Source organism: Ruegeria sp. D1(2025) (assembly GCF_056536425.1).
Genome location: NZ_JBQFPO010000001.1, coordinates 825,845 through 852,431, shown reverse-complemented (window position 1 = coordinate 852,431; position 26,587 = coordinate 825,845). Strand labels below are relative to the sequence as shown.

The window sequence follows — 26,587 nt, the reverse complement described above, 5'->3', positions numbered from 1 at the left end:
TTTCGTTGCTTGTGGTTGCTGCGGCGCGCCTGTAAATCTCTGACGATACCAAATTGAAATGAGGGCGCCATGCGCATTGCACGAGATCTTGCCGACGCAGTAGGGAAAACACCATTGATCCGGTTGCGCCGCATCAGTGAAGAGACCGGTTGCGAGATCCTCGGCAAGGCCGAGTTCATGAACCCGGGGCAATCCGTCAAGGACCGTGCCGCTCTGTTCATCATCCGTGACGCAATTGCCCGGGGGGATCTGAAGCCAGGCGGGACAATTGTCGAGGGTACCGCAGGTAACACCGGTATCGGTCTGGCGCTGGTGGGCGCATCGATGGGGTTCAAGACTGTCATCGTGATTCCCGAAACCCAGTCGGAAGAGAAAAAGGACATGCTGCGTCTGGCAGGTGCCCAGTTGGTTCAGGTTCCTGCGGCGCCTTATCGCAACCCGAACAATTTTGTGCACTATTCACGGCGTCTGGCCGAAGAACTTGCGCAATCTGAGCCCAATGGCGCGATCTGGGCCAATCAGTTCGATAATGTTGCCAACCGTCAGGCGCATGTGGAAACAACGGGCCCCGAGATCTGGGAACAGACCGACGGCAAGGTCGACGGATTTGTCAGCGCCGTAGGTTCGGGTGGTACGCTTGCCGGTGTGGCCGAAGTGCTGCAGCCAAAGGGGGTGAAGGTGGCATTGGCCGATCCGATGGGCGCCGGGCTGTTTTCCTATTACACAACGGGTGAGATCGCGATGGAAGGCGGATCGATTGCCGAGGGTATCGGGCAGGTTCGGATCACCAAGAACCTTGAAGGGTTCACGCCTGATTTTTCCTACCAGATCACAGACAACGAGGCGTTACCCTATATCTTCGACCTGCTCCGTGAGGAAGGTCTGGTAATGGGCGGATCAACCGCGATCAACATGGCGGGTGCGGTCCGGTTAGCCAAAGAAATGGGACCAGGTCATACCATCGTAACCATCCTGTGCGACTACGGCACTCGCTATCAGTCCAAACTGTTCAACCCCGATTTTCTGCGTGAAAAAGAGCTGCCGGTTCCTGATTGGATGACCGATGCGCCACGCAGTATCCCGGGCGTGTTCGAGGACGTATGATGCGGCAGCAGGTCCGCCTGTTCCTGGCCCTTGTTGCGGTGTGTTTTGCCGTACTGGGCGGCTCTGCGTTCGCCCAGTTGTCTGATCGGCAGAGCGAATACTATCAGGGCTGGGTCAAAACGGCGGATCGGGCCGAAGCGGTAATCGAGGCCAACAAGGCCTCAAACGCGGCTCTTGAAAATTTGCGGAGTGAAATCAGCGACTATCGCGAAGATTTCAACAATGCGCGGAGCGCGAATACAGAACGTATCAAAACGCTGGAAGGCCAACTGAAGGCGCTTGGTCCGGAACCGGAAGGTGATGCAACCGAACCGGAAGACATCGCCAACCTTCGAAATCACCTTGAGGAGCAGCTAAACAGTCTGCGGGTCCCTAGGATAATCTCGGAAGAGGCGTTCAGCCGGGCGAATGGTCTTATCTTCGAAATTGATCAATTGCTGCGGGACCGTCAGGCAAAAGAACTGCTAGAGCGCGGTCCGTCTCCTTTGAATCCTGCCCATTGGGGTCCCGCCTGGACCGATGTTAACGAAGCAGCGCGCAGTCTGTTCAATGAGGTGCGCAGAAACTTTCAAACAGACGTGGTGCATGAACGGTTTCGCGACCGCGGGTTGGGCATTCTTGCCCTGGTCGTGATTGCAGGTGTCCTGCTGTTCTATGGAAAGCGATGGTCTGAATCCGCCGGTGAATATCTGCGGCGTCTGGGCGGGCAGGGCAGTGGTGTCTGGGCTTTCCTGACCTCTCTGCTGCGTATCATTCTGCCGTGGTTTGGCGTTGTGCTGCTGGTAACGGCAGTGTCGCTGACGGGCATTTTGGGCCTACGCGGCGCTCTGCTGATGGAAAACGTGCCTTATTGGGCAGGGATCATACTTTTCTACGACTGGATTGGCCGACAGTTCCATGTTCTGCAGGAAGCGCAGGGATTCAAGAAACTGTCGAGGCAACGGGTAAGAGAGTTACGAGTTCATCTTGATCTGTTGGCGGGGTTCCTGATCCTGCACGAACTGGTAAAGCTGTTTGAGCAGATTGAGAATATCTCTGACGCGACACGTGCCGTGGTCGCGTTCCCGGTTATTTTCGGGACGGCGCTGTTGTTGCTGCGTGTTCGCCTAGTCCGAACCGTGGATACCACACCTGACCCGGATGAACCGGCCGCGACGGCCCGGGCTGCTGGGTTCAGTCAGCTGGTCGAGTTCATTCGCAGAGCCTTGTTCCTGCTGGGGATCGGCAGTCCGGTTCTGGCTGTTCTGGGATACACGAACGCGGCCGAAGCGATTGTTTTCCCGGCTGTAAAAACACTGGTCCTCATTGCCGCCTTGCTGATTTTCCAGCGTTTTCTGGCTTCGGTCTACGGATGGTTCAGCGGCAAAGGTGAGGCGGCCAAGGACTCGCTTTTTTCCGTTCTCGTCGGATTTGCCATGGCCATTCTGGCGATGCCTATTCTCGCTCTTTATTGGGGCGCGCGCAGGACGGATCTGCAAGAGATCTGGTCCCAGCTGTTGCAAGGGTTTGATATCGGTGGGGTTACAATCTCCCCCAGCAACTTCTTTACCTTTGTTGTGGTCTTCGCCATCGGGTATGGCCTGACGCGCATGTTGCAAAGCGGGTTGAGGAACTCGCTGCTGCCCAAGACCAGTATTGATCCGGGCGGGCAAAACGCGATTGTTTCCGGCACCGGTTACGTCGGTATTTTCCTGGCCGCTTTGATTGCGATCACGATTGCGGGCTTCAACCTTTCGTCGCTGGCGATTGTTGCTGGTGCTCTTTCGGTCGGCATTGGCTTTGGTCTGCAGACCATCGTATCGAATTTCGTCTCGGGCATAATCCTGCTGGTCGAGCGTCCCATCTCTAAGGGGGACTGGATCGATGTGAATGGAATGATGGGCTATGTCCGCGATATCTCGGTTCGATCTACACGGATCGAGACGTTTGACCGGACGGATGTGATCGTTCCCAACTCGGACCTGATCAGTGGTGTGGTCACGAACTACACCCGCGGCAACACGATCGGGCGGGTGATCGTGCCTGTTGGTGTGGCTTATGGCACCGATACCCGGCTGGTCGAAAAAATTCTGGGCGAGATCGCAAATGCGCACCCCATGGTTCTGGCAAATCCAGCGCCCAGCGTCGTGTTTCAGGGGTTCGGTGCGGATTCGCTGGATTTTGAAATCCGCGGCATTCTTCGGGATGTGAACTGGGTTTTGTCGGTGAAGTCTGACATGAACCATGAAATCAACCGGCGGTTTGTCGAAGAGGGGATCGAGATTCCGTTCGCACAGCGCGATGTCTGGTTGCGCAATCCCGAAGTATTGAAGGCAGGGGAAGCCCAAACCAACCAGAAATCAGCGGAAATCCCCTCCGCAACACCATCAACCGCGCCGGTCGAGATGACCGAAGCCGACATGCCTGATGCCGATGGGGACGAGGTTTGACCTTCATAACCGTGCTGTTGTTTTCCGGTGAATTTTCACCCTAATCGGGCCTTGCAAATCCCCCGGCGATAGTCCAAATATCCCGCTCACGGAGAGGTGGCCGAGTGGTCGAAGGCGCACGCCTGGAAAGTGTGTAGGCGGGAAACCGTCTCCAGGGTTCGAATCCCTGTCTCTCCGCCATAAACCGAACGAAGCCGAGATCCAGCCGTCTTCTGAGAGCCGCTGATTCAGGCTTTTTTCGTTTGACCTATTTCGGTCGAGTCATATCCTTGCAGCTGACTGACCAGCGGTCCTTCTTTCAATAACAAATTACCCATTCAAAAAGGCCGCTTTTGTCGACTGCGTCAGGCGCACGGCGTTTGATGCCGATCCACGCATTGAAGCTGGAGTTTTTGGATGAACGGCTCGGAAAGGCTCTCGGAAAAGTCTGTTCTAGGAACATGGAAACTTGTCGCTTATCGCTTTGACTACGACGATGGCACGCACGAGGAACCATACGGGCCCGATCCGATTGGAATGCTTCACTATTCTGAGGACGGGCATGTATTCGTGCACATGATGGCGGCTGGTAGACAACCTCTTGGTTCGGACAGTTCGACCGCAACAAGCGAGACCGCCCAAGCGGCACTCGGCAGCCACATCTCCTATTGCGGTACGTTTCAAGTCTCTGACCAAACGGTCAATCATGAAGTACTAGTCTCGGTTTTGCAGGATTTTGTAGGCCTGACCTTGCAGCGGGAAATTGAGGTCGCAAAAGATCGGCTTACGCTTCGTGGCAAGAACGCGACATTTGGAGGGAAACGTGGAACGGCCGTGCTGGAATGGGCGCGTGCAGATTGAAAGGACTTGCTGTCGAGTTTCCACTGAATGCTGGCCCACAGGATCCCGACGGCGGCTTACTTTGGACAGGAGGAGAGTAATGGCGCGCATTCTGGATTTTTCAGAGCAGAACGTCATGGTGACAGGCGGCTCAAACGGCATCGGGCTCGCCGTCGCGAAAGCGTTCGCAGACGCTGGAGCGACGGTGACGGTTACCGGAAGAAGGGGATCGGTCGGGGAGTATCAGGCGGACCTTTCCGCCTTCAGATACCACCAGGTGAACATGGAAGACGAAGCCTCGGTAGCTTCCCTGGTCGCTGCGACTGGTCAGGTTGATGTTCTTGTCAACAATGCGGGAACCTTTGTTGATCCTCCTGAAGGCCTCTCACCCGAGGGGTTTGATCGAAACATGATTATCAACCTCAACTCGGTTTATCGCCTAAGCCACGGCCTGTACCCGAAATTGGCCAAACGGCCGGGATGCATCATCAATATCGCCTCGATGTACAGCTACTTCGGAAGCGGATCGGGGCCAGCCTATGCTGCAAGCAAAACCGGGATCGTTGGCCTGACCAAATCGCTTGCGGTCGCTTATGCGCGTGACGGCGTACGGGTAAACGCCATTGCGCCAGGATGGATCCGGACCAACCTGACCGCAGGATCGCAGGCAAACGACACGTTCAGCGCTTCCATCGTCCAGCGAACACCTTTGGCGCGCTGGGGTGAGCCAAAGGAAATGACCGGGACGGTTCTTTACCTCGCATCATCAGATCTGGCCGGATTTGTGACAGGCGTGACAATACCAGTGGATGGCGGTTACAGCGTGATGTAGGACGATGCGTCTGCGTTTTCAGGCCGAACTATTCGTCAGAGAACGTATGGCGCCAGCCATATTCCTACCACCCTGGATCACTGTTCGTCATGTCGGTTGGTCGCGCGTGGATTGATGGGGCGATCAGTGGTGAATTGACTGGATGCTGCATTGTATCAAGACAGCGGCGCTTTTATATCTGGCTGGCACATGCTGTGGCTTTGCAAGACAGTTGCGGTGAATTTTACCTACTGGAATAACGCTTCATGATCGATCTGAGTTCTTTTGAACCACTGCGAAAAAGCCGCAATTACCTGATTTACCAGCACCCTGAACAAGACAACGCGCTGCTCAAGGTCAGAACGGATAAACCGGTTCGCAGTCATTTTGTACCGCGATACGCTGAATGGCGTTATGGCAATCTGCGGCAGTGGAACCGCGAGGCAAATGAGTACCTGGCCGCACTGAGCCGAGGATGCCCCGAAATCGAGCGTCTGGCCCGGTTTATGGGATACGCGTCGACATCAGCGGGACCGGCACTGGTCGTGGAAAAGATGACCGGCCCGGGCGGCGATCTGGCACCGACGGTGTATCAGGAATTTGTCTCGTACGACGGCGACAAAGACAAAATCCGTGCGCTGCATGATGAATTCATGGATCTTCTGGATGATCTGGAACGCGGCAACATTCTGATGGGCGACATGGGGTTGGAAAACGTTGTTCGCGCTGAACAAAGGGGCGGGCGTCTGGTCGTGATTGACGGGCTGGGTGAAAGGGTTCTTCTGCCTTTGACGCTGTTTAGCAAACGTGCGTATCAGCATTCCATCTTGCGGAGACGCAAGCGCATGTCAGGCAGCTTTGGCGAATTTTGATCCGCGAAGCCTCGGCCTGCCATATCGTGGCCCGCGTACAGGGTTGATTTCCGGATCAGGCAGGACCTGCCTGCGCTAAATGAACGAAAGGAACGGTAGTGGAGCGTCAGAGGCAGGATCAGTTGACCGGTGTGTTTTATATCAACCTGGACCGCGTTCCCGAGCGGCGGGAGTTCATGGAGGCCGAATTCGCCAAAGCCGGGTTGAGCAACGCAATTCGATTCAGTGCGACGGACGCGCAGGCAGAAGGGGCGCTTGAGGGTAACGGATACGTCCCGGGAACCGGTAATCGTTGGGGCCTGAAGCAAAGCGAGATTGCCTGTTTTGAAAGCCACCGGGCCGTCTGGAAACAGATCGCGGATCAGGGACTGCAAGCCGCCGCGGTTTTTGAGGACGATGTGGAAATGTCTGCCAGCGCCGGAGGCGTGATTGAGACAATTCTTTCCAATGGCCAAGTCTTTGATTTTGTGAAGCTTGACTATTCACCCAAACCATTGCGTTTCGGACCACAGGAGACCATTGGTGGTGTCATGGCGAGACCGATGCTGGAAATGGCACCCAGTGCGGCTGCGTACATTCTGTCGCAGGACGGGTGCCGAAAGCTTTTGTCGTGGTCGGAAACCTACTCGGATCATTTGGACGATTTCGTATCTATTCCGCGCACCGACTGGCGCATGTTTCAGGTGTTCCCTGCGGTTGGCGTACAGATGATCTGGTCGAAGCAACAGGGTCAGACGGTGGAAACTGTCAAAGTCAGCGAACGGTCACAGGACAAGACAACGAATAGCGGTCTGGACAAGGGGCCGCTTTGGTTTCGGGTGCGGCGCGAACTGCAGGCTGCGGGCCGAAAACTGCGTTGGCGAATGGGGCGGCAAAAGCGTCTGCTGCGCCAGGGCGGCTATGCAGGGTTCATTCCCTGCTCCGAAGATTTGAGAGTCTGAAGTCTACGGCTACCGGGCCATTCATGTCGTTGAAATCAGTGTTCCGGTCATAATCGTTAACAAAACTGTCAATTTGATATAACCTTGCAGTGTTATGAAGAATTAACGCGCAGGTAATTGGTGTGGGTCAGACTATATATGAAAAATACGGCGGGTTCAAAACCATCAGCCGTATCGTGATGACATTCTACGAAATGGCGCTGGACTCCGATGAAATCGGAGGGTTCTTCGAAGACATCGACATGCCGCGTCTGATCGATCACCAAACCAAGTTCGTTTCGTCACTGGTCGGCGGACCGGCATCGTTCAGTGATGAACGGATCGAGGCGGTGCATCGGAACCTGAACATCAGCCACTCGGACTTTGACGAGATGGCCGAATTGTTCGGGCAGGCATTGTCGATGCACGGAATGTCGGACGGTGATGTGAAAACGGCGCTGGCTGCAATCGAAGGGAAGCGCGCTATCATCGTGGCGCGGGACGCTGCATGAGTATTCTTGCAATCAATGAACAACTGCTGCGTGCAATCGGGGTAGGAGTGGCTGTTGTCCGTGCCTCAGATTTAAGTTTTGTCTTCTATAATGGACCCTTCAGCGAATGGTTCGGCACGCCAGCCGAAGGACAAACCCTGATGGACTTCCTTCCGGACCTGGATATGCGCGAACTGGAGGATGTGAAACAATCCGGTCTGCGTTATTCAGTGGAGTTGCAGATCAAGCCGAAACGCAGGACCCTGATATTTGCCACGGCCGTTTCCCTTGCCAATGGCCTTTCCGAGCAGGTCCTGGTTGTAGAGTGCCAGAACATCACCCGCATTCGTGAACTGGAAAGCATGATTGACAGCTACTCGACCATGGTGGAACGCAATACGCGCGAACTTGAGCGGGAAAAGGAACGGGTCGAAAGGTTGCTGCTGAACCTGATGCCTCGTGCGGTTTATGAGGAATTCAAGACGTTCGGCGTTGTGACACCGCAGCTTTATGAACAAGTGTCGGTGGTTATGCTGGACTTCGTCGGCTTCACCGATTTTGCTGCGAAAACAGACCCGACAGTCACGCTGAGCGAGCTGAATGATATTTTCACGGCATTTGACCGCATCGTTGAACAGTATGGATGTGAAAGGATCAAAACGATCGGAGATGCCTATCTTGCGGTGTCCGGTATGCCCGATGCGACGCCGGACCATGCAACGGCTGTCGCCCATTGCGCGGTCCGGTTCCTCAGGTATCTCGAGCGGCGGAACGAGACACACCCCCACAAATGGCAGGCCCGTATCGGGTTGGGCATGGGCGCCGCGGTGGGGTCGGTCGTCGGTATCCAGAAATACGTCTACGACGTTTTTGGCCCGGCCGTGAACATTGCGTCCCGACTGCAAGTTTTTGCGAATCCAATGAAAATTGTTGCTCCGGAAGAAATGAAGTATGCGTTGATTGACGAATTCCAGGTTTCGGATCTGGGACGCGTGGAAATCAAGGGCATGGGTGAAATGGACCTGATCAATGTGACGTCGGGCCTGAGCGTACCGCAACCCAGAAAGGTTTTCTGATTTGATTCAGTCGTCCTGCGGAACCAGGCCAAGCCCCCTCAGGTAGATGCCGATGCCGGTCTCCAGAAGGTCTTCGGGCGGAAAGGGAGAGCTTGCGCCGGTATTTCGGGCGAACAGTTCCACGACACCGTGACTCATTGCCCAAATATGAGCGCTGAACATCGATGCGGGCGGGCGTTTTTCCGGTGGAATGTGCTTGGACAGCTCACTGGCGGCTTTTTCCAGAACGGCCTTGGCCCTGTTGGCGGCCATCGCCAGCTCAGGTGTCCGGTTCAGGGAAATACCGCTTTCAAACATCGAAATGTAGTGACCGGGATGCTTGCGGGCAAAGGCCAGATATGCACGCCCGGTCGCTTCGAACGCGGCCAGGGCCGAGGGTTGGCCTTTGTCGTATGCGTACTGCATCAGATCCGCAAACATCTCGAACCCCTGACGCGCAGCTTCGGCGATCAGGTCTTCGCGACCATGAAAATGCCGGTACACTGCGGCAGGGGTCACGCCCGCCGTCTTGGCAGCCTCGGACAGGGTGAACCCGGTGGGACCCTTTTCTTCGATCAAGGACAATGCCGCCTCGATCAGCGCTTGTTTCAGGTTTCCGTGGTGATACCCGCGTTTTGTCATCCAGGCCTCAGGCGTCTTTTGTTGTCATAACTTGTAAAGTAAGCAGGCTGGCCCGTCCAACAACTGCACCATGTTTGCCAGTCAATCGTACGCCTACGACTCCCAGATGTCCGGCCCGCCGCAAATCAGGGGATCGATCTCTCCGATCGCGCTCTTGTCCTTTTCGTCATAGTCCAGCGCGTGCAACACCGTACGAATGGCGGCCAGTCGCGCACGTTTCTTGTCATCCGAGCGGATGATGGTCCAGGGACAGTGATCCGAGTGGGTGCGGCTCAGCGTTTCTGCGATGGATTGGCTGTACTCATCCCATTTTCCAAGACCGGCAACATCGATCGGGCTGAGTTTCCATTGCTTGAGCGGGTCATTTTCGCGATCCAGAAAGCGATTGAGCTGTTCCGCGCGCCCGACATTCAGCCAGAACTTGAAGAAATGAATGCCGTCATTTACCAACCCGGTTTCCAGCGGGGCGACCTGACGGAAAAAGCGCTCCCGTTCTTCAGAGGTGCAAAAGCCAAAAACGTTTTCCACCACACCCCGGTTGTACCAGCTGCGATCAAAGAACACGATTTCACCTGCCGAGGGCAGATGCTGGATGTAGCGTTGGAAATACCACTGGCTGCGTTCGGCATCCGATGGTTTGCTGAGCGCGACAACCCGCGCGCCACGCGGGTTCAGGTTTTCGCGAAAGCGTTTAATGGTGCCGCCTTTACCCGCCGCATCGCGGCCTTCAAAGATCAGCGCCACGCGATGATCCGAATCTTTCAGCCAGGCTTGCATCTTGACCAACTCGATCTGCAAAGCCTCCATCTGCCGATCATATTCCTTGCCCTTCATCTTTTCCGAGTAGGGAAAAGAGGGGTTCAGAATTTCGCGTTTCCCGGCATCCTTGATCGCGGAGCGAACGTCTTTGGGCGCTTCATTCCGGTAGTAGTCTTCGATCAAACCTTTGTCCGAACGGGCCATGCCTTACCTCGCGATAAAATCCATACCAGACTATGGATTAGCCGGAAGCCTAACGCAAACCGGCGCGTTGTGCGGCCCGGTCGATGGCCGAGGCAACCTCGGGCGCGGCGACCACTTGCGGCATGTGACCTATCCCTTCAAGCAGGATCAATTCCGCACCGGGGATCTGTTGGGTCAGCGGTTCCGCGTGCCAGTCGGTTTCAACCGTCGTGTCAGCCGTGCCATGTACGATCTCGGTTGGCACGGAAATCTCTCCGTACCGTGGTTGCAGCTCAGTGATCTCGTCCAAAAGGTTGGCGCGTTGCCGTGCATTGGCATGCATTGAATCGGGTCGCATCGTCAGCCCGGGGCCGAAATGGGCGGCGTAGCCTTCCGGGGCTTTCTGCGGCGCGAACACTTCATCCAATGCGCGTTCGACAAACCAGTCCGGCGTGTATGCGGACACGAGCGGCAAAGCCGCAAGGCGCCCAGTTGTGGTCGAGGCGAGCCGATTGAAACCATCCAGCGGTGTTTCCCACGGGATGGCTGCCGGCGCGATCAAAACCAGCGCGGAAATGTTCTCGGGTCGGGTCACGGCCCATGCCAATGCAACGGAACCACCATAGCTTTGCCCGGCGACAATGGGTTTCTCGGCCCCAAGTTGGGCAGCTGCGCGTTGCAGGATTTCGGCTTGCTCCGTGATGGTTTCGCCGTTCGGATTAAAGCTTTGGCTGTATCCGAGGCCGGGCCGGTCAAACACGATGACACGAAAGCTTTGTGCCAGGATCGGAGCCAGCGCAACCGTCATGTCCCGCGTGTTTCCGCTGGAGCCGTGGATCAACACCACATCCGGTCCTTGGCCCATGACCACCGCGTGAACCGCAATGCCGTCAACGGTCAAGATTTCCCCTTCGGGCGGAAAAGCGGCCTCTGCGCTTTCCTGATATCGCGCGGCACGCCACAGGGTGAAGGCCCAGAACAGGGCGAGGGCAGTCAGGAAGATGACGGCAACACGCATCGACCCGCGTCAGGCCCGCAGGTCGGTCATTTCCATACCGATCCGAGTGATATCATAGGGGGTGGTTTCGTAGATTTCGCTGATCCAGTTACCATAAAGCAGATGCGCATGGCTTCGCCAACGGTTCTGCGGTGTCCTTGTTGGATCGTCATCGGGATAGTAGTTCAGCGGGACATTGATCGGCGTGCCGTTGGCGACGTCGCGATCGTATTCCTGTTTCAGCGTGTCGCTGTCATATTCGAAATGGTTGAAGATATAGATCGCGCGGTGGGCTTTGTCTTCGACCAGACATGGCCCGACTTCATCGCTGCCCAGCAAGGTGATCAATCCGGGTGCTGCGTCTATCTCATCCTGTTTCATCTCGGTCCAACGGCTGACAGGGATCACGCAATCGTCTGAAAACCCGCGCAGAAAGGGCGAGGATGGTTGCAGATTGCGATGACGGAAGCAGCCAAATGCCTTCGCGTCCAGCATGTGTTTTCTGACGCCATGAAAATGGTTGATCATGGCCATTCCGCCCCAGCACACTCCGAAAGTGGAATGCACGTTGGTTTGTGTCCACTGGAAGACTTCACTGATTTCGTCCCAATAGGTGACGTCGTTGAAATCCAGATGTTCGATCGGCGCGCCGGTGATGATCAGACCGTCGAATTTCTCGTTCTTCACCTCCTGAAAAGGGCGATAGAACTCCTGCATATGCTCGGCGGCGGTGTTCTTGGTCTGGTGCTCGGTCATGCGGATCAGCGACAGATCGATCTGCAATGGCGTGGCGCCGATCAGGCGGGCGAACTGGTTTTCGGTCTGAATCTTCTTCGGCATCAGGTTCAGCAACCCGATGCGCAATGGCCGGATGTCCTGCCGCATTGCCTGATCCTCGGCCATGACCATGACGCCCTCGTTGCTGAGGACGTCAAATGCGGGAAGGTCGGATGGGATCTTGATTGGCATACTGGTCAAGCCTTTGCGGGAACAAGGTAAGTTTGAAAACTATGTGCGGTTGCGGTGGGTCTCAAGAGTGCGTTCGATCAACTCGTCAAAATCTCCGGCGTCCCGGACCGACGCAATCTCACGAGCGGGAATAGTGACGCCCCAATTGTCGGCCATTGCCTGGTAACGCGGCTGGCGGTGCGCCAGAGCCTGCGCATAGGTCCACCTGATGAAGGCATCGGGGTCGACCTCGGTCGGGGCGCAGTCATTCAGGGTCAGGTATTCGTCCCATACGCGGGTCAGAAACTCCGGCTGATAGGACATTGGCTTTGGAGCTTTGTCAAAGCGGCGGATCAGTTCGGAGGTGTGGTTTTCGTCCCCCTTGATCCAGATCATCAGCGTCTGGCCGGACAGTTCTGACAGGACCTGATCTCTGGGATCGCTTGGATCGACCCACTCGCAGATCGATCCGCCCGTGTCACAGATGAAGTGCGGGTATTTGTAAAGCCGCTGAGCGCGGTCGACAAAATACTCGGTATCCAGCAAGGCGTGGATTTCTGCCAGCCGGAACTGCTCCTGCCTGCGGCGATATTCCTGCAGTTCCATTCCACCCAATTCCGGGTCGCCCGGTTTGCCCAGGTATGTCGCGACGGGCTTGAGGTTCTCGAATGAGATGTTCGAACCGATATAGATCGAGTCCGACAGCAGCAGGTCGCGCAGAAAAGGCACTTTCATCGCCTGCGCTTTGGCGTTGTCGGTAATGTACTCACCCATGTAACGGGTCCCGATCCGGTAGTCGATCGAGTAGTGGAACCAATCCCCCGAGTCACGCAAAACGTTCGATACGTAAGTCTTGCCCAGGCCCGACATGCCGAAGAACAAAACCTTTTTCCGCGCAGCCTCGCGCCAGTCTTTCGCCGAATTGTAGATCATGACCCGCCGTTCCTTTTGGAACCTAGCTAATTCGGGCAGCGAGCGGCGTCAATCGCGCGGACCCGAGCGGTTGAGGATCAGCAGGCCCAGTGCCAGCACAGCAAATCCCGCAAACGCATTGGGCTGTAGCGTTTCGCCGCGAATAACTGCCCCCAGCACGATGGCGACGGGTGGAATTATCAATGTCACCAGCATCAGGTTTCCACTGCCTGCCATCGCCAGGATCCGGTAATACAGCAGGTAGGCCCCGGCAGTAGCAATCAATGCGTAATACCCGATTGCCACCCATGCGGAAACGGGAAGGGCAAGCGTCGGGACACCATCCAGATACAGAGCGAACGGCAGTATCAAAATCGTCGATGCCGTCAGCATTCCAGCCGCGGCGACTTGTGGCGGCAGGTCGGACAGGGTTGCCCTGGCCCATGCACCGGCCAGAGCGTAGGAAACTGTTCCCGCGACAATTGCGATCTGGGCCGTGCTTTGCAGTGAGAAACTTGTGAAATTTTGTAGTCCAATGGCGATAGTGACGCCTGCAAAGCCAAGCGCAACACCAACGATACGAGCTGGCGTCAAACGTTCGTCGTTGAAGCACAGTGCCGCCACGATAACGCCGAAAATGGCGGTTGCGGCATTCAATATCGACGTCAAACCGGAAGTCACATAAAGCTGCCCCCATGCCATCAGCGAAAACGGAATGGCATTGTTCAGCAAACCCATGATCAGAAACGCCCCCCAGACGCGTGGGTTACGGGGAACAGGAAGCCGTTGAAACCAAACCACAGCCCAAAGCACCAGCATTGCCCAGAACACCCGATGCAGAACCGAAGTCACGAAAGGCACCGAGTCCAGCGCGACACGAATGGCAACGAAGGATGCGCCCCAAATCAGGCCCAACAGACAAAGTTCGGACCAGGCGCGGGCGGAGAAGTGTTTTTGAGAAGTCATGGTTTGTGTTCGCATGTCCGGACGTGCACGACGACCCGGATCCTGCGAAAAAAAAAAGACCCCGCACGTCATGCGGGGTCAATTCCGTGTCTTGGCGATCAGTCCAGAGCGTATGTGATCTGGAAGCCCACGCTCCACGCACTGTTGCCTGAGAAGTCTGCCCGCGCCAACGGTCCTGCGCCGTCTGCGGTCGCATCGCCGATATCGGTGTAGCGAACGCCGCCCGAGATCTTGGCCTTTTCAAGCGAGTACGTTCCGCCCAGGCCAATGCTCCAGAACCCGTCGGTCGGCCCCAGGTTGGAAACCGGATTGCCTGACGAGGATTCGTAGCCCAGTGTCACAGCTCCCGAGAATTCTTCCGAGAACTGATATCCCAGACCAAGAGAGTAGGTGAACGTGGCTTCGTCGTAATCGACTAGGTTCGAGGTCGGCGGATAGTTTGGCGGGTTATATACCAGCTGTGGCCAGTCGACCCAGCGAATCGAGCCAAACAGAAGGGTCTTAGGCGCCACACCGGTCTGGAAGTCCAGGTTAACGGACTGCGGTGTTTCAATCTCGCTCGACGTGTCAAATGTTGCCACGGTTCCCGGTGTGATTGGGGGAAATGGCGGTGGGTTCAGCGATTCTGTTTGCGACCAGTCATGGCTGATCTTTGAGTTGTAGGTCAGTGCAACGCGCGCTGCGATCTCGGGTTTCTCCCAGGCGACACCAACCACATAGCCAAACGCGATATCGGCATCGGTGTCGACTTCATATCCGGCGGCGAGCGGAACGGTAACGGATGCCTCAACACGTTGAGCGCGAATACCACCGATGGCGCTGAAGCCACCGTCGAACTTGTAGCGCAGCAGCGCCGTGATGGCGTCGGTATCAGCCGTTGCTTCCAGAACACCGGAGCGGCCGCCCGGAATTGGGTTCAATGACAACGGGTAATTGTTTGCGTATGAAATGTCCGCCCCGAACGGCTGATCGTACATGACCGCAAAATCAAGCTTGTCGGTCAGCGATGTTTTGAAGCCGAGGTGGGGTGTGAAGAAACTGTTGGCGACATCGCCTGAATCAACGGGCTGGCCCAGGGTGGCGGGATTCAAGCTGGGCATGGTGCCGCTGACGCTTGGGTCGGTATACCCAAGGCGGAACTGAGCAACCGTACCTTTTTCGAAAATAAGGTTGATACCCTGTCCGCTTCGGTCCAGCCCTCCAGCCTGCGCGGCTGATGCACCGGCACATATCATGCACGCCTGTAGTAGCGCTCTCTTCATGTATTCCTCCCTGTTTGCCTCATAACGGTCGCTCTGCTTGGGTTGAGTGAATGGCAGAGCGAGCCCCGGTAGTAAGATTTGCGGATACTCGCTTTTCGTTTGTTTTAACGTCAATCGGTGACGGTGCGTTACTGGCTGCGACTATCCTGACTGACTGTTGCCAAACTGTTACGATTCTCGGACCAGACATTCAGAAATATCCCCGAAAAGATTACAGCCGCCCCCACAAGCGTCCAACTATCCAACGGTTCGGAGTAGAGCACCATGCCGACGATGGCGATGGTCGGCAGCCTGGCAAAGTCAAACGGGATGACCACGGTGGCAGGTGCAATCGCCAGCGCGTTGGTGATGCAGAAATGCGCCAGCAACCCGGCTATGCCGACCAGTACCAAATATGGCGCGGTCTGTACGCTTGGCAGCCCGATCTCGCCATCAAGACCAGCGGCAGCAAAACCCAGTACGCCTTGCATCGCGGTGAGCCAGAAAACAATGCAGCCGATCTGTGCGGTCTGTGTGAGTTTCTTGGTGGTAATCGTTGTAAACGAAAAGAAAACAGCAGACGCGGCGGCCATAATAAGACCCGGGCTAAGCGGGGCGGCACCGGGACGCGTGACAAGCAGGATTCCGGCAAATCCTATCAAAGCGGACAGCATTTTCAACGCGGTCAGACGCTCGCGCAGCAGCAGTGGGGAAAGCAGGATAACCCAGATCGGCTGGGTGAATTCCAGTGCAAAGACCTGCGCCAGCGGAATAACACCAACCGCGTAGAACCACAGATTCTGACCCGTGAAATGCAGTGTATTTCGCAGGGCGTGAAGCCCCAGTCTTTGGGCAGTAACCTGATGCCAATTGGCTGTCAGGGTCAGTACGGTTGCAACGATCGCAAAGCCCACGATGCTGCGATACATCATGATTTCGAAGGTGTCGTGAAACAGGCTTAGTTCGCGCCCGGCGACAGCCATTGACGAAAAGGATGCAATCGCACCCGTCATCCATAGGGCAGCTTTGCCCGTCTGAGTTTTGGTCCCGTTCACGTCAAGTCCATGATGTTAGTGGATCATGCGCTTGAAAAGGAACAATAAATTCCAAGGGAAATAAACAGAAAAGCCGGGGTGGACCCGGCTTTTTGTCATTCCCATTCGATAGTACCCGGCGGTTTGGATGTAATGTCATAAGTGCAGCGGTTGATGCCTTTGACTTCGTTTATGATCCGAGTGGCCGTTTCGCCAAGGAATTCATGGCTGAACGGATAGTAATCCGCTGTCATTCCATCCACTGACGTTACGGCACGAAGCGCACAGGCATAGTCGTAGGTGCGTCCGTCGCCCATCACGCCGACCGTGCGAACGGGAAGAATCGCCACAAATGCCTGCCAGATGTCGTCATACAGCCCGTGTTTGCGAATCTGGTCGATGTAAACTGCGTCGGCTTCGCGCAGAATCGCCAGCTTTTCGCGGGTGATTTCGCCGGGGCACCGAATCGCAAGACCGGGGCCGGGGAAGGGGTGGCGACCGATGAAACTCTGCGGCAGGCCCAGTTCCCGGCCCAGCGCGCGGACCTCGTCCTTGAACAGTTCGCGCAGGGGTTCGACCAGCTTCAGGCCCATCTTTTCTGGCAACCCGCCCACATTGTGGTGCGATTTGATGGTCACCGATGGGCCGCCCGAGAAAGACACCGACTCGATAACGTCGGGATACAGCGTCCCCTGAGCCAGAAACTCCGCGCCATCAATGGTGTCGGCGTGTTTCTGGAACACATCGATGAACAGCTTGCCGATGATCTTGCGTTTGGTTTCCGGATCGCTCTGGCCTTCGAGCTCGCCCAGGAACAACTCGCTCTCATCTGCATGAATCAGCTGGATGTTGTAGTTGTCTCGGAACATGCCGACGACTTCTTCAGCCTCGTTCTTGCGCAGCAGACCGTGATCGACAAAGACGCAGGTCAGCTGATCGCCGATCGCTTCGTGAATCAGGATTGCGGCTACAGAGCTGTCTACACCGCCGGACAGGCCGCAGATGACTTTTTTGTTGCCGACCTGCTCGCGAATCTTTTCGATCATTTGCTCGCGGTAGGCGCCCATGGTCCAGTCACCGCTGAAACCTGCCAGTTTCACGAAATTCTCGTACAGCTTTGCGCCCTTGGGCGTGTGGTGCACCTCGGGGTGGAACTGCACAGCATAGAAATGGCGATCGGTGTCGGCAGTAATCGCAAATGGCGCGTTGGGCGAGGTGCCGAACACCTCAAAGCCGGGGGCGATTTCGCTGACATGGTCTCCATGGCTCATCCAGACCTGCTCGTCACCGTCGGCAAACCATTCATTCAGGATATCCAACTGCCCTTTGGGGGTGACAAAGGCGCGCCCGAATTCCGCTGTGCCGTGCCCGCTTTCGACTTTGCCGCCCAGTTGGTGCATCATCACCTGCTGGCCGTAACAGATGCCAAGGATCGGAACACCGTAGTTAAAGATCTCTTGCGGCGCGCGCGGAGAACCTTCCCGCGTCACACTGTCAGGACCGCCCGAGAAGATTACGGCCCGGGGGGCCATTTCCCGAACAAACTCCATCGTGACATTCTGATAGGGGTGAATTTCGCAATAGACATTCAGTTCGCGCAGGCGACGAGCGATCAGCTGCGTAACCTGGCTACCAAAGTCGATGATCAGAAGGCGGTCATGGGATGTATCACTCATGTCCGCGCCATAGGCCAAGCACGGGAATTTCGCAAGTGTAAGGTCTTCGTCGTCGTGCAGATCAGGTCGGAAGTGCAGGTTGCGATGCTGACGGGGGATGCTTGCCACCTTGGGCTGACGCTGCTGGTCTATCAGCTTTGGCAGGCGGGCGAGGCAGGGATTCTAAAATCGCGGGGGTGAAACGCGCACTTTGGCCTCTTCATCTCTATCTCATAATTCCTTTCGAGCGGTTCGATTTACCGAAAGCTGACGTTGATCCGGGGCACAAACTATGTCGCTTTTATGTTCCAATGGCCGTTATCTTCCAATGTTCCGAACAGTTGTCACGATAAATAGGAACACAATCTGAAATTACCTGAGTATGGGGAAAGCAAATGGCTGAAGCATCAGCACGTCGCCGGAGTCGCGGTGGGGGCGGAGCCGCCCGCCGGGCAGAGCGCACTGCGGTTCGGATCGAAACCGCCAAGTACATTGAGCGCAATATTCCCAACTTCGAGATTCTCAACGAAGAAGCGTTGGAAATCATCGAGACCAACGCCGAGACCATTCTGGAAGAGGTTGGCGTTAACTTCGTCGACAATCCCGCCGCTCTGGAACGCTGGAAAGAGGCCGGTGCGGATGTCGATGGAGAGCGTGTGCGCATCCCGCGCGGACTGGCCCGCCAACTGATCAAGACAGCGCCCAGCCAGTTCACGCAACACGCGCGCGATCCGGGAAAATCGGTTGTCATCGGCGGCCGAAATATGGTTCTTGCCCCGGTCTATGGCCCGCCGTTTGTGCGTGACGCACAGGGCGGCCGCCGCTACGCGACCATGGATGACTTCAACAAGTTCGTGAAGCTGGCGTATATGTCCAAGTGGCTGCACCATTCGGGCGGCACCGTGTGCGAGCCGACCGACATTCCGGTCAACAAACGCCATCTGGATATGCTGATGGCGCACATGACCCTGTCGGACAAGCCGTTCATGGGATCGGTCACTGATCCCAGCCGCGCGCAGGATTCGGTAGAAATGTGTGAAATCCTGTTCGGCAAAGAGTTCGTTCAGGAAAACACGGTCATGACCTCGCTGACCAACATCAACTCGCCGATGACCTTTGACGATGTGATGATGGGGTCGCTTGAGGTTTATGCGAAGAACAACCAGGCCTGCATCATCTCGCCCTTCATCGTAGGCGGCGCGATGGCGCCGGTTTCGGTAGCCGGCACACTGACTCAGGTTCTGGCCGAGGTTCTGGCAGGCGTTGCCTACAGCCAGATCATCCGCCCGGGTGCACCTGCGATCTTCGGCGCGTTCGTTACTTCAATCGACATGAACTCGGGTGCACCAACCTTTGGTACGCCGGAGGCCGCGCATATCACCTATGGTGCCGGTCAGCTGGCGCGGCGGCTTAACTTGCCCTACCGCTCGGCCGGCTCATTCTGCGGCTCGAAACTGCCGGATGCGCAGGCGGCTTATGAGACGTCGAATTCGCTGAACATGGGGCTGATGGCCGGTGTGAACTTCATGCTGCATTCCTGTGGCTGGCTCGAAGGCGGTCTGGTTGCCGACTTTGAAAAATTTGTCATGGACGCTGACCAGTTGGGTGTTCTTCACCACCTGGCCAAAGGCGTGGCTTATGACGAAAACGCGCAAGCCATGGAAGCCATCCGTGAAGTTGGACCCGGCGGTCACTATCTGGGCTGTGCCCACACACAGGCGAACTTCAAAGAAGCGTTCTGGAAGTCTGACCTGCTGGATTACAAGCCCTACGAGACCTGGGAAGACGAAGGTGGGCGCGACACGAGGCAACTGGCCTCGGCTCGGGTCGAACACCTGCTGGCCAATTACCAGCAGCCGCAACTCGATCCCGCAATCAACGAAGCGCTGAATGCGTATGTGGCGGAAAAGAAAGCCTCGATGCCGGACGCCTTCACCTGATAGATTACTGAAACTGCGCGGCGCGGCTGGCCTGATACAGCTGCGCCTCGCCTGAAATCGCAATCAGCAGATCCAGATGCCGTACCAGTGAATAGGCGGCGTCTTCGCTCTGTCGTTGCGCTTCTACTTCCTTCTCCAAATCCATCAATCGCAAAAGGGCTGGACCGGTTCCGGGTAGTGATCCGTATCCCAGAATACGTTGCAGATGCCGGTCACGGTTGTACTCCTGCGCCCCGAACTTGGCCGCGCGAGTCAACAGGCGCGGGCGGCGTAGCGTCGTGATCATTGTCATCAGGTCCTGCATTCTCGGGCTCCGTAACTTTTGATTTTGCGAGACCAGTTGTTGCACAACCTAAGCGAGTGTTGCCTTGTTTATATTCGCGCCGAACGCTGATTTCATGAGTGTTTATCAATTTGAATCAAATCTGGTTTTCGCCTTCAGGGGTTAACGAACGAGTAACGAAAGAAACCCTAGTTAGAATTGGTTAACTCATATTCCGAGGGCGATCTTAGACAGAATTTCTTGTCGGCGAGGACAAATGACTATGGAAAACAACATGGCTTTCACTGTTCCGGCATGGGTGCCGGAAGGCGCGCAACGTTATCTGGATCACACGGAAACCGGCCGGTCGATCCGAGAAATTGCGCGAACAGCAGGGTGCCATGCTTCGACCATTCTAAGGCAGATCAGACGGATCGAGACGCGCCGGGATGACCCCCTTGTGGACGCGGCGCTCCAGTCTCTGGCCGAGACACATTTCTCTGAATCCAAAGTCAGCCCTGGTTTCAGTTCCGATGTTTCAGACGGGACGCCCGAGGGGTTGGCCGCCGCCCGGGATGAGGAGTTCACTCGCGAAGCTCTCAGGGTTTTGCGCAGGCTTTGCGAAACCGGAGCGGTACTGGCGGTCGCCGAAGAAATGGACAAGGCCGTCGTTGTCCGCGATACCGGCAACAGCGCTGCCACCCGGACCGCAGTAGTTGATTGCCGGATCGCCCAGGCGCTTGCGCTGAAGGACTGGATCAACTGCGACAACCCGGGTCGGATTTCACGGTACCGAATTACGGCGCAAGGACGGGCGGCTCTGACCCGTCTGATTGCTCAGGCGGAAAACAAGGCCCGCGCCGGGAATGATCTTGGCATGGCCGAAGCGCAGGCGTCGTTTCAGGCGCACTCGGCTTCGGGCAACACGACTGCATCCCAGCCCGAGCGCGCCCGGCGAATCCGGTATAGCGCCACTGAAAGCCCGTTAATCGCGCTGGCCCGCAGGCGCGATCGGGACGGCAAGCTTTTCCTGGACGAAACTCTGGTCGCCGCAGGTGAGCGTCTGCGCGAGGACTTCGAACTTGCCCAGATCGGACCAAAAGTGGCGCAGAACTGGGACCTGTATCTGACAGGCGGTGGACGTGGTACTTTCGGAAACAGCCCCCAAGTTGGAAACGGATCGTCGGATGCACGGGATCGCGTCGCGCGGGCACTGTCGGACCTAGGGCCGGGCTTGAGTGATGTGGCGTTGCGGTGCTGTTGTTACCTTGAAGGGTTGGAATTGGCCGAAAAACGTATGGGATGGTCTGCCCGGTCTGGAAAGATCGTGCTGCGCATCGCGCTGCAACGTCTCAAACGTCACTATGAAACGCAGGCCGGGCTCAATCGCATGATCGGATGATCGGCCGTCTACGCGATATGAGAGTCTTGCGTTGGTTGGGGTAAGTGATAATCAATGATTATGAACTTCACCCTCCGGCAGTTGCAGTATTTCAGGGCTGTTGCAGAACAGCGGAACTTTGGGCGTGCGGCACAAATTTGTCATGTGTCGCAGCCGGCTTTGTCCGTGCAGATCAAAACGCTCGAGGAAACACTGGGCGGTACATTGTTCGAACGTCAGGCCCGGGACATCCTGCTGACCCCGCTGGGTCGGGACGTTCTTGAACACACCCGCCAGGTGCTTGGCGCTGCGGACAGGCTGGATCAGTTTGCAAGGGATCACTCGGGCGGGCACCGGTCCCTGTCGATCGGCATCATTCCGACTATTGCACCGTATCTGTTGCCCGGAGTTCTGGCTGGTCTGAGATCAGCAGACGTGTCGTTGCGCGTTCAGATTCGCGAAGCCCGAACCGAACGCTTGCTGAACATGTTGCGGGGCGGTGAAATTGACGCTGGGCTGATGGCGCTTCCGTCAGGCGGTAGCGAATTGTTTGAACTGCCCTTGTTCGAGGACAGGTTTCTGCTGGCAGGCAGCGCGGCCCGCGTACAGAGACTGGCGGATAATCCGGAAACCCTGCGACCTGTCGATCTGCAGACTGCGCAACTGATGCTGTTGGAAGACGGCCATTGTCTGACGGATCAGGCGCTGGACGTGTGTGGGCAGGACAGAAGCAGCGGTTTGATCAATATGGGCGCGTCTTCTCTGGCGACCCTGTCGCGACTGGTGGCCGAGGGATTTGGCCTGACTTTGATGCCCGAACTGGCCGCCCGTTCTGAAACCGAGGCCGTGCCGGGGCTACAACTCATGCGGTTCGGGGCACCACAACCGGCACGGACCGTGGGATTGGTACGTCGAAAATCCACAACCGGAGAGGACTGGTTCGACAAACTGGCCGGTGTAATCAGACAGGTCGGCGAAGAGATCGTGACCGCGACCCGCGAATAAGAAAAAGGCCCGACTTGGGCGGGCCTTCTCAACTTTCGGACTTAGGCCAGTGCTGGCTCTTTCGCTTCGCTCAGATGCGCCATCAGGGTCTCGGGCGACGAAACGCCATAGGGGTCCTCGGGGCAGTTATCCATCAGGCCGGGCTCTTCGAACCACGCTTCGACCACACCGTTATTGACAATGGCTGCATAGCGCCACGAACGCATGCCAAAGCCCAGATTGTCCTTGTCGACCAGCATTCCCATTTTGCGGGTGAACTCACCCGAACCGTCCGGGATGACCTTGACGTTTTTCAGGCCCTGATCCTGTGCCCATTTATTCATGACAAAGCTGTCATTGACAGACATGCAGTAAATCTCGTCGATACCTTGGGCGGCGAAGTCGGCATGGCCGTTTTCGAATCCAGGCAATTGGTAGGTCGAGCATGTGGGCGTAAATGCGCCCGGAAGCGAAAACAGGATGACGCGCTTGCCGGCAAAATAGTCAGCCGTGGTTTTGTCTTCCCAGCGGAACGGGTTTGGCCCCTCGACGGCTTCGTCGCGAATGCGGGTGTGGAAGGTCACGTCAGGGAGTTTTGCACCGGTTTTCATAGTCGTATTCCTGTGATTCAAGTCTGATTGAGGGGTGATCTAAAACAGTTCTAAATCGCAATCAATGACCGTTATTCTGCATTTGCACGGTTGGCGGATGCCATCGGAAGCCACTGGAATTGAAAGTTTTAACATAAATCCGATTAGAGGATGCTGCGCCTGCATCAATCGGCAGCATGGCGGCTATGCACCTGTGGTGTAGATCGGCCATGCGGACTATGTTAGGGAAAGAAAATTGACCCAAAGTCAGGATACCGAGCCGTGCGTGATCTGAAGATTCCCGAACAACGCCACCCTGAAAAAGCGCATCGCCCCGACAACGCTCAGCCGAAAAAGCCAAGCTGGATTCGGGTGAAGGCGCCGGGTGGCAAAGGATACGCCGACACCAGGCGGATCATGCGGGACAACAACCTTGTCACGGTGTGTGAAGAAGCCGGTTGTCCCAATGTCGGCGAATGCTGGAGCCAGGGCCACGCCACCATGATGATCATGGGTGACATCTGCACGCGCGGATGCACCTTCTGCAACATCGCAACCGGACGGCCGGACACTCTGGATGTGTTCGAACCGGGGCGCGTTGCACATGCAGTCGAGAAGTTGGGACTGAACCACGTTGTCATCACCTCGGTCGATCGTGATGATCTTGAAGATGGCGGGGCGGATCACTTCGCCCAGACTATTAGGGCCGTGCGCCATCGTTCGCCCAAAACGACGATCGAGATACTGACACCAGATTTTCTGAAATGCGATCCGGCAGTTCTGGAAGTGGTTGTCGAGGCCAAGCCAGATGTATTCAACCACAATCTGGAAACGGTCCCGGGTCTTTATCCCGAAGTGCGCCCTGGTGCCCGGTACTTCCATTCATTGCGTCTGTTGCAACGGGTCAAGGAACTGGATCCCTCGATCTTCACCAAATCGGGCATCATGGTCGGGTTGGGAGAGGACGAGCAGCAAGTACGGCAGGTCATGGATGACATGCGTGCTGCCGACATCGACTTTCTGACCATCGGTCAATACCTGCAACCCACGCCCAAACACCATGGTGTGGATCGGTTTGTCACGCCCGAAGAATTCGCTTCATACGAAAAGGCGGCTTATGGCAAAGGGTTCCTGATGGTTTCGGCCACTCCGCTGACGCGGTCTTCGTACCACGCTGGGGATGACTTCGCACAGCTGCGCGCCGCGCGCCAAAAGAAGCTGGAGCAAGGGTGAAACCTGAAACCCTGTCGCGTCTGACCGCGCTGCGACACGAATTGCATCAATTTCCGGAACTGTCCGGTGAGGAACAAAAAACGGCCGCTCGGGTTGCCGACCTGCTGCGGTCTCTTGGTGCGGGTCGTGTTCTGACTGATATCGGCGGCCATGGCGTAGCAGCAGTATATGACAGCGGCCATCCGGGGCCCTGTGTTGCAATCAGGTGCGAACTGGACGGGCTTCCTATTCAGGAGCTTTCGAGCGCGCCTTACGTTTCGCGGGTCGCGGGCAAAGGTCATTTGTGCGGGCATGACGGCCATATGGCAATGGTGCTGGGCGTGGCCCAAGACCTCAGAGATAACCCGCCAAAATCCGGTCGTGTGGTTCTGATCTTTCAACCCGCGGAAGAGACGGGAAAGGGTGCCGCCGCTTATCGGGCCGATCCGAGGTTTTCTGAGTTTTCCCCGGATTATGTGTTTTCGCTGCACAATCTGCCCGGGCTTGAGCTGGGTCATGTCGAAATCTGCCGGCGCTCGGCCAACTGCGCCTCGCGCGGTATGCGGGTGGTTCTGACGGGAAAAACCTCACATGCCGCCGCGCCCGAGGACGGGATTTCACCGATTGGTGCGCTTGCTTTGTTGTTGCCGGAACTGGCCGGGTTGGGGACAGGCGGTCCGCTGACCGATAATTTTGCCCTGACAACCGTGACGCATGCCAGTCTGGGCGAGCAGACTTTTGGCGTCGCTCCTGGGCAGGCGGAAATCTGGGTGACCTTAAGAACCGTTTCGGATGGGCGGATGAAAAATCTGGTCGAAGAGGCCGAGACGCTGGTCGGACGAGCGGCAAACAAAGCAGGGCTGCAGGTTGAAATTACCTATGATGACATCTTCGAGGCGTGCACGAACGACACCGAGGCGGTCAAAATCCTTTCCGACGCCTGCGCGTCTCGGAATGTGGCCTATCAGATTACTTCCGAGCCGCAGAAATTTTCTGAGGATTTTGGGCAGTTCGGCAAAGCGGCGAAAACGGCGATGTTCTGGCTTGGGGCAGGGGCGGATCACCCGCAACTGCACAATCCCGATTACGATTTCCCGGATGCGCTGATCCCGGTTGGTGCCACGGTTTTTTCGGCTACAATCCACTCACTGGTTGGTTGATCGCTCAATTCACCAAATCGCTGACAATTCCCACGGCCTCAATGACGGTTTGTGTGTCGTCCGAGATCGACAAAATTTCGTCATCCACGCGGACGTATCTCTGACCGGGAGGTAACGGTTTCAACTTCCAGCCATCAAGGTCATCCAAGTAGTCGAATTGCAGATCTTTCGGTAGTTTTTGGCCTCGCGTGTAACGCTTTACCTGCCCGGGCGGAACAGCGACGCCATTATTGGATTTTATCGCCTTTTCGACTTTGGATTTGTCCGCACCTTTTGCTTTGCCTTTGTTATCTTTTGCATCCGCAAAACCAGTTGTCAGAGCGACTGTAAAGGCAGCCACAAGACCAATAGACGACACTTTCATTAGCAGAAACCTCCTTTGTTCTTCTGAGGGTAGTCTGCGGTTGAGCACATTGTCCATTGATATTCGGTTGCTTGAATTTATTGACTTTTCGTACAGTAGACATTTCAGGGGTTAGTCACGGACTACCTGACCAACAAGCCAAGCACGCAATACAGCGATTGAAAGACCCTGAAATATTACGCCGAATACTCGCTTGTAGGCCCCAACTGAACTGCGCAGAACACGGCGAGGGTCTGTACGGTCCTCGGTCAGTTCTCGACAAAACGAACCTTGCCGATGAAAGGCAGGTTGCGGTTACGCTGTGCGTAGTCGATTCCGTATCCCACGACAAATTCATCCGGAATTTCGAACCCGATCCAATCCGAGCGGAAGTCAACCTCGCGCCGGCTGGGCTTGTCCAGCAAAGCAATAGATTTCAGTCGTTTGGGTTTCCGGCTCAGCAGCAGGTGGGTGACATGGTTCAGGGTGTGGCCCGTGTCGACGATGTCTTCGACAACCAACACGTCCCGGCCTTCAATTGCGCCGCGCAAGTCCTTGAGAATGCGCACTTCCCGGCTGCTTTCCATCGAGTCTCCATACGAGGACGCCTCGAGAAAATCGACCTCGATCGGCAAGTCCAGTTCCCGCACCAGGTCGGCGATGAACACGAAGCTGCCGCGCAGCAAGCCAACAACGACAAGTTTGTCCGTACCGCCAAACTCATCGGTGATCTCGCGACAGAGCTCTTCGATCCGCGCGGCAATCGCCTTGGCCGAGATCATCTCATCTATCACGTATGCGCGGTCGCTCATTGCTGCCCCCTTGATCTTTGGCGCGCAACATACGACATGACGCGCCATTGTCACCTGCAAATACC

Annotated in this window: 27 protein-coding genes and 1 tRNA gene; 15 read left to right on the top strand and 13 right to left on the bottom strand. The window is 56.3% G+C overall.

What is annotated here, in order from left to right; all coding sequences use genetic code 11:
* Positions 1-69 precede the first annotated feature (69 nt).
* The 9 genes from ACR1XU_RS04355 to ACR1XU_RS04315 all read left to right on the top strand — a co-directional run bounded on the left by ACR1XU_RS04355 (position 70) and on the right by ACR1XU_RS04315 (position 8,522).
* Positions 70-1,104 carry a cysteine synthase A gene (locus tag ACR1XU_RS04355; protein ID WP_170616365.1) on the top strand — a complete coding sequence of 345 codons (1,035 nt, stop codon included), beginning with the start codon at positions 70-72 and terminating at the stop codon, positions 1,102-1,104.
* A complete protein-coding gene (locus ACR1XU_RS04350; protein WP_170806235.1) occupies positions 1,104-3,533 on the top strand; it encodes a DUF3772 domain-containing protein in 2,430 nt (809 codons plus the stop codon). The genes ACR1XU_RS04355 and ACR1XU_RS04350 overlap by 1 nt, the downstream gene beginning before the upstream one ends.
* 90 nt (positions 3,534-3,623) lie before the next feature.
* Positions 3,624-3,713, top strand: a tRNA-Ser gene (locus tag ACR1XU_RS04345).
* Positions 3,714-3,929: 216 nt separating this feature from the next.
* Positions 3,930-4,373, top strand: coding sequence for a lipocalin-like domain-containing protein (locus ACR1XU_RS04340; protein ID WP_170806236.1), 444 nt, complete (start codon positions 3,930-3,932; stop codon positions 4,371-4,373).
* A 79-nt stretch (positions 4,374-4,452) separates the two neighbouring features.
* On the top strand, positions 4,453-5,184 hold the full coding sequence (locus tag ACR1XU_RS04335; protein ID WP_170806237.1) for an SDR family oxidoreductase: 732 nt from the start codon (positions 4,453-4,455) through the stop codon (positions 5,182-5,184).
* A 245-nt stretch (positions 5,185-5,429) separates the two neighbouring features.
* Positions 5,430-6,035 carry a YrbL family protein gene (locus ACR1XU_RS04330; RefSeq protein ID WP_480909209.1) on the top strand — a complete coding sequence of 202 codons (606 nt, stop codon included), beginning with the start codon at positions 5,430-5,432 and terminating at the stop codon, positions 6,033-6,035.
* Between the two features lie 98 nt (positions 6,036-6,133).
* Positions 6,134-6,976, top strand: coding sequence for a glycosyltransferase family 25 protein (locus ACR1XU_RS04325; protein ID WP_480909212.1), 843 nt, complete (start codon positions 6,134-6,136; stop codon positions 6,974-6,976).
* 122 nt (positions 6,977-7,098) lie between these two features.
* A complete protein-coding gene (locus ACR1XU_RS04320; RefSeq protein WP_170616712.1) occupies positions 7,099-7,467 on the top strand; it encodes a group I truncated hemoglobin in 369 nt (122 codons plus the stop codon).
* The gene (locus ACR1XU_RS04315) at positions 7,464-8,522 is read left to right on the top strand and encodes an adenylate/guanylate cyclase domain-containing protein (RefSeq protein WP_170616714.1); all 1,059 of its coding nucleotides are present in this window, start codon (positions 7,464-7,466) and stop codon (positions 8,520-8,522) included. The genes ACR1XU_RS04320 and ACR1XU_RS04315 overlap by 4 nt, the downstream gene beginning before the upstream one ends.
* 6 nt (positions 8,523-8,528) lie before the next feature.
* Here ACR1XU_RS04315 and ACR1XU_RS04310 read toward each other — a convergent pair whose 3' ends face one another.
* The 9 genes from ACR1XU_RS04310 to guaA all read right to left on the bottom strand — a co-directional run bounded on the left by ACR1XU_RS04310 (position 8,529) and on the right by guaA (position 17,859).
* Positions 8,529-9,143 carry a TetR/AcrR family transcriptional regulator gene (locus ACR1XU_RS04310; RefSeq protein ID WP_170616716.1) on the bottom strand — a complete coding sequence of 205 codons (615 nt, stop codon included), beginning with the start codon at positions 9,141-9,143 and terminating at the stop codon, positions 8,529-8,531.
* Positions 9,144-9,236: 93 nt separating this feature from the next.
* Positions 9,237-10,106 (bottom strand): polyphosphate kinase 2, encoded by an 870-nt coding sequence (gene ppk2, locus ACR1XU_RS04305; protein WP_170806239.1) that lies wholly within the window; start codon positions 10,104-10,106, stop codon positions 9,237-9,239.
* Positions 10,107-10,155: 49 nt separating this feature from the next.
* Positions 10,156-11,103: an alpha/beta fold hydrolase gene (locus tag ACR1XU_RS04300; protein WP_480909288.1), complete on the bottom strand. Its 948-nt coding sequence runs from the start codon at positions 11,101-11,103 to the stop codon at positions 10,156-10,158.
* Positions 11,104-11,112: 9 nt separating this feature from the next.
* Complete coding sequence (metA, locus tag ACR1XU_RS04295) at positions 11,113-12,051, bottom strand: homoserine O-acetyltransferase MetA (RefSeq protein WP_480909285.1); 939 nt, start codon at positions 12,049-12,051, stop codon at positions 11,113-11,115.
* Between the two features lie 39 nt (positions 12,052-12,090).
* The gene (locus tag ACR1XU_RS04290; RefSeq protein WP_480909282.1) at positions 12,091-12,963 is read right to left on the bottom strand and encodes an ATPase; all 873 of its coding nucleotides are present in this window, start codon (positions 12,961-12,963) and stop codon (positions 12,091-12,093) included.
* 48 nt (positions 12,964-13,011) lie between these two features.
* The gene (locus ACR1XU_RS04285; RefSeq protein WP_480909280.1) at positions 13,012-13,908 is read right to left on the bottom strand and encodes a DMT family transporter; all 897 of its coding nucleotides are present in this window, start codon (positions 13,906-13,908) and stop codon (positions 13,012-13,014) included.
* 98 nt (positions 13,909-14,006) lie between these two features.
* The gene (locus ACR1XU_RS04280) at positions 14,007-15,170 is read right to left on the bottom strand and encodes an OmpP1/FadL family transporter (protein WP_480909277.1); all 1,164 of its coding nucleotides are present in this window, start codon (positions 15,168-15,170) and stop codon (positions 14,007-14,009) included.
* Between the two features lie 128 nt (positions 15,171-15,298).
* The gene (locus ACR1XU_RS04275; protein ID WP_480909274.1) at positions 15,299-16,204 is read right to left on the bottom strand and encodes a DMT family transporter; all 906 of its coding nucleotides are present in this window, start codon (positions 16,202-16,204) and stop codon (positions 15,299-15,301) included.
* Between the two features lie 95 nt (positions 16,205-16,299).
* Positions 16,300-17,859, bottom strand: coding sequence for a glutamine-hydrolyzing GMP synthase (gene guaA, locus ACR1XU_RS04270; protein WP_170616729.1), 1,560 nt, complete (start codon positions 17,857-17,859; stop codon positions 16,300-16,302).
* On the opposite strand from guaA, the gene ACR1XU_RS04265 reads away from it, so the two are divergent.
* Both ACR1XU_RS04265 and ACR1XU_RS04260 read left to right on the top strand, forming a co-directional pair.
* Entirely contained in the window at positions 17,842-18,039 is a 198-nt protein-coding gene (locus ACR1XU_RS04265; RefSeq protein WP_480909272.1) for a hypothetical protein, read from the top strand. The genes guaA and ACR1XU_RS04265 overlap by 18 nt on opposite strands.
* A gap of 194 nt (positions 18,040-18,233) precedes the next feature.
* Positions 18,234-19,778: a trimethylamine methyltransferase family protein gene (locus tag ACR1XU_RS04260; protein ID WP_170616733.1), complete on the top strand. Its 1,545-nt coding sequence runs from the start codon at positions 18,234-18,236 to the stop codon at positions 19,776-19,778.
* 4 nt (positions 19,779-19,782) lie between these two features.
* Here ACR1XU_RS04260 and ACR1XU_RS04255 read toward each other — a convergent pair whose 3' ends face one another.
* Positions 19,783-20,082, bottom strand: a complete 300-nt coding sequence (locus ACR1XU_RS04255; protein ID WP_480909269.1) for a DUF6477 family protein — start codon at positions 20,080-20,082, stop codon at positions 19,783-19,785.
* 241 nt (positions 20,083-20,323) lie between these two features.
* Here ACR1XU_RS04255 and ACR1XU_RS04250 point away from each other — a divergent pair, with 241 nt between their 5' ends.
* The gene (locus ACR1XU_RS04250) at positions 20,324-21,442 is read left to right on the top strand and encodes a DUF6456 domain-containing protein (protein WP_480909291.1); all 1,119 of its coding nucleotides are present in this window, start codon (positions 20,324-20,326) and stop codon (positions 21,440-21,442) included.
* Positions 21,443-21,502: 60 nt separating this feature from the next.
* A complete protein-coding gene (locus ACR1XU_RS04245; protein ID WP_480909266.1) occupies positions 21,503-22,426 on the top strand; it encodes a LysR substrate-binding domain-containing protein in 924 nt (307 codons plus the stop codon).
* Between the two features lie 41 nt (positions 22,427-22,467).
* Here the strand turns inward: ACR1XU_RS04245 and ACR1XU_RS04240 are convergent, their stop codons facing one another.
* A complete protein-coding gene (locus tag ACR1XU_RS04240; RefSeq protein ID WP_170806244.1) occupies positions 22,468-23,016 on the bottom strand; it encodes a peroxiredoxin in 549 nt (182 codons plus the stop codon).
* Between the two features lie 261 nt (positions 23,017-23,277).
* On the opposite strand from ACR1XU_RS04240, the gene lipA reads away from it, so the two are divergent.
* Both lipA and ACR1XU_RS04230 read left to right on the top strand, forming a co-directional pair.
* Positions 23,278-24,228 (top strand): lipoyl synthase, encoded by a 951-nt coding sequence (gene lipA / locus ACR1XU_RS04235; RefSeq protein ID WP_170806245.1) that lies wholly within the window; start codon positions 23,278-23,280, stop codon positions 24,226-24,228.
* Complete coding sequence (locus ACR1XU_RS04230) at positions 24,225-25,367, top strand: amidohydrolase (RefSeq protein ID WP_480909263.1); 1,143 nt, start codon at positions 24,225-24,227, stop codon at positions 25,365-25,367. Before lipA ends, ACR1XU_RS04230 begins: the two co-directional genes overlap by 4 nt.
* Positions 25,368-25,371: 4 nt before the next feature.
* Here the strand turns inward: ACR1XU_RS04230 and ACR1XU_RS04225 are convergent, their stop codons facing one another.
* Both ACR1XU_RS04225 and hpt read right to left on the bottom strand, forming a co-directional pair.
* Positions 25,372-25,731 carry a hypothetical protein gene (locus ACR1XU_RS04225; RefSeq protein WP_170616745.1) on the bottom strand — a complete coding sequence of 120 codons (360 nt, stop codon included), beginning with the start codon at positions 25,729-25,731 and terminating at the stop codon, positions 25,372-25,374.
* Between the two features lie 248 nt (positions 25,732-25,979).
* A complete protein-coding gene (hpt, locus tag ACR1XU_RS04220; RefSeq protein WP_170616748.1) occupies positions 25,980-26,522 on the bottom strand; it encodes a hypoxanthine phosphoribosyltransferase in 543 nt (180 codons plus the stop codon).
* Between the last annotated feature and the right edge of the window lie 65 nt (positions 26,523-26,587).

Coding starts and splice junctions, on each gene's coding strand:
- ACR1XU_RS04285 (WP_480909280.1), bottom strand. CDS start 13,908: ATGACTTCTCAAAAACACTTCTCCGCCCGCGCCTGGTCCGAACTTTGT.
- ACR1XU_RS04350 (WP_170806235.1), top strand. CDS start 1,104: ATGCGGCAGCAGGTCCGCCTGTTCCTGGCCCTTGTTGCGGTGTGTTTT.
- ACR1XU_RS04225 (WP_170616745.1), bottom strand. CDS start 25,731: ATGAAAGTGTCGTCTATTGGTCTTGTGGCTGCCTTTACAGTCGCTCTG.
- ACR1XU_RS04355 (WP_170616365.1), top strand. CDS start 70: ATGCGCATTGCACGAGATCTTGCCGACGCAGTAGGGAAAACACCATTG.
- guaA (WP_170616729.1), bottom strand. CDS start 17,859: ATGAGTGATACATCCCATGACCGCCTTCTGATCATCGACTTTGGTAGC.
- ACR1XU_RS04255 (WP_480909269.1), bottom strand. CDS start 20,082: ATGCAGGACCTGATGACAATGATCACGACGCTACGCCGCCCGCGCCTG.
- ACR1XU_RS04300 (WP_480909288.1), bottom strand. CDS start 11,103: ATGCGTGTTGCCGTCATCTTCCTGACTGCCCTCGCCCTGTTCTGGGCC.
- ACR1XU_RS04240 (WP_170806244.1), bottom strand. CDS start 23,016: ATGAAAACCGGTGCAAAACTCCCTGACGTGACCTTCCACACCCGCATT.
- ACR1XU_RS04245 (WP_480909266.1), top strand. CDS start 21,503: ATGAACTTCACCCTCCGGCAGTTGCAGTATTTCAGGGCTGTTGCAGAA.
- hpt (WP_170616748.1), bottom strand. CDS start 26,522: ATGAGCGACCGCGCATACGTGATAGATGAGATGATCTCGGCCAAGGCG.
- ACR1XU_RS04310 (WP_170616716.1), bottom strand. CDS start 9,143: ATGACAAAACGCGGGTATCACCACGGAAACCTGAAACAAGCGCTGATC.
- ACR1XU_RS04250 (WP_480909291.1), top strand. CDS start 20,324: ATGGAAAACAACATGGCTTTCACTGTTCCGGCATGGGTGCCGGAAGGC.
- ACR1XU_RS04340 (WP_170806236.1), top strand. CDS start 3,930: ATGAACGGCTCGGAAAGGCTCTCGGAAAAGTCTGTTCTAGGAACATGG.
- ACR1XU_RS04330 (WP_480909209.1), top strand. CDS start 5,430: ATGATCGATCTGAGTTCTTTTGAACCACTGCGAAAAAGCCGCAATTAC.
- ACR1XU_RS04290 (WP_480909282.1), bottom strand. CDS start 12,963: ATGATCTACAATTCGGCGAAAGACTGGCGCGAGGCTGCGCGGAAAAAG.
- ppk2 (WP_170806239.1), bottom strand. CDS start 10,106: ATGGCCCGTTCGGACAAAGGTTTGATCGAAGACTACTACCGGAATGAA.
- ACR1XU_RS04260 (WP_170616733.1), top strand. CDS start 18,234: ATGGCTGAAGCATCAGCACGTCGCCGGAGTCGCGGTGGGGGCGGAGCC.
- ACR1XU_RS04265 (WP_480909272.1), top strand. CDS start 17,842: ATGGGATGTATCACTCATGTCCGCGCCATAGGCCAAGCACGGGAATTT.
- ACR1XU_RS04335 (WP_170806237.1), top strand. CDS start 4,453: ATGGCGCGCATTCTGGATTTTTCAGAGCAGAACGTCATGGTGACAGGC.
- ACR1XU_RS04280 (WP_480909277.1), bottom strand. CDS start 15,170: ATGAAGAGAGCGCTACTACAGGCGTGCATGATATGTGCCGGTGCATCA.
- ACR1XU_RS04315 (WP_170616714.1), top strand. CDS start 7,464: ATGAGTATTCTTGCAATCAATGAACAACTGCTGCGTGCAATCGGGGTA.
- metA (WP_480909285.1), bottom strand. CDS start 12,051: ATGCCAATCAAGATCCCATCCGACCTTCCCGCATTTGACGTCCTCAGC.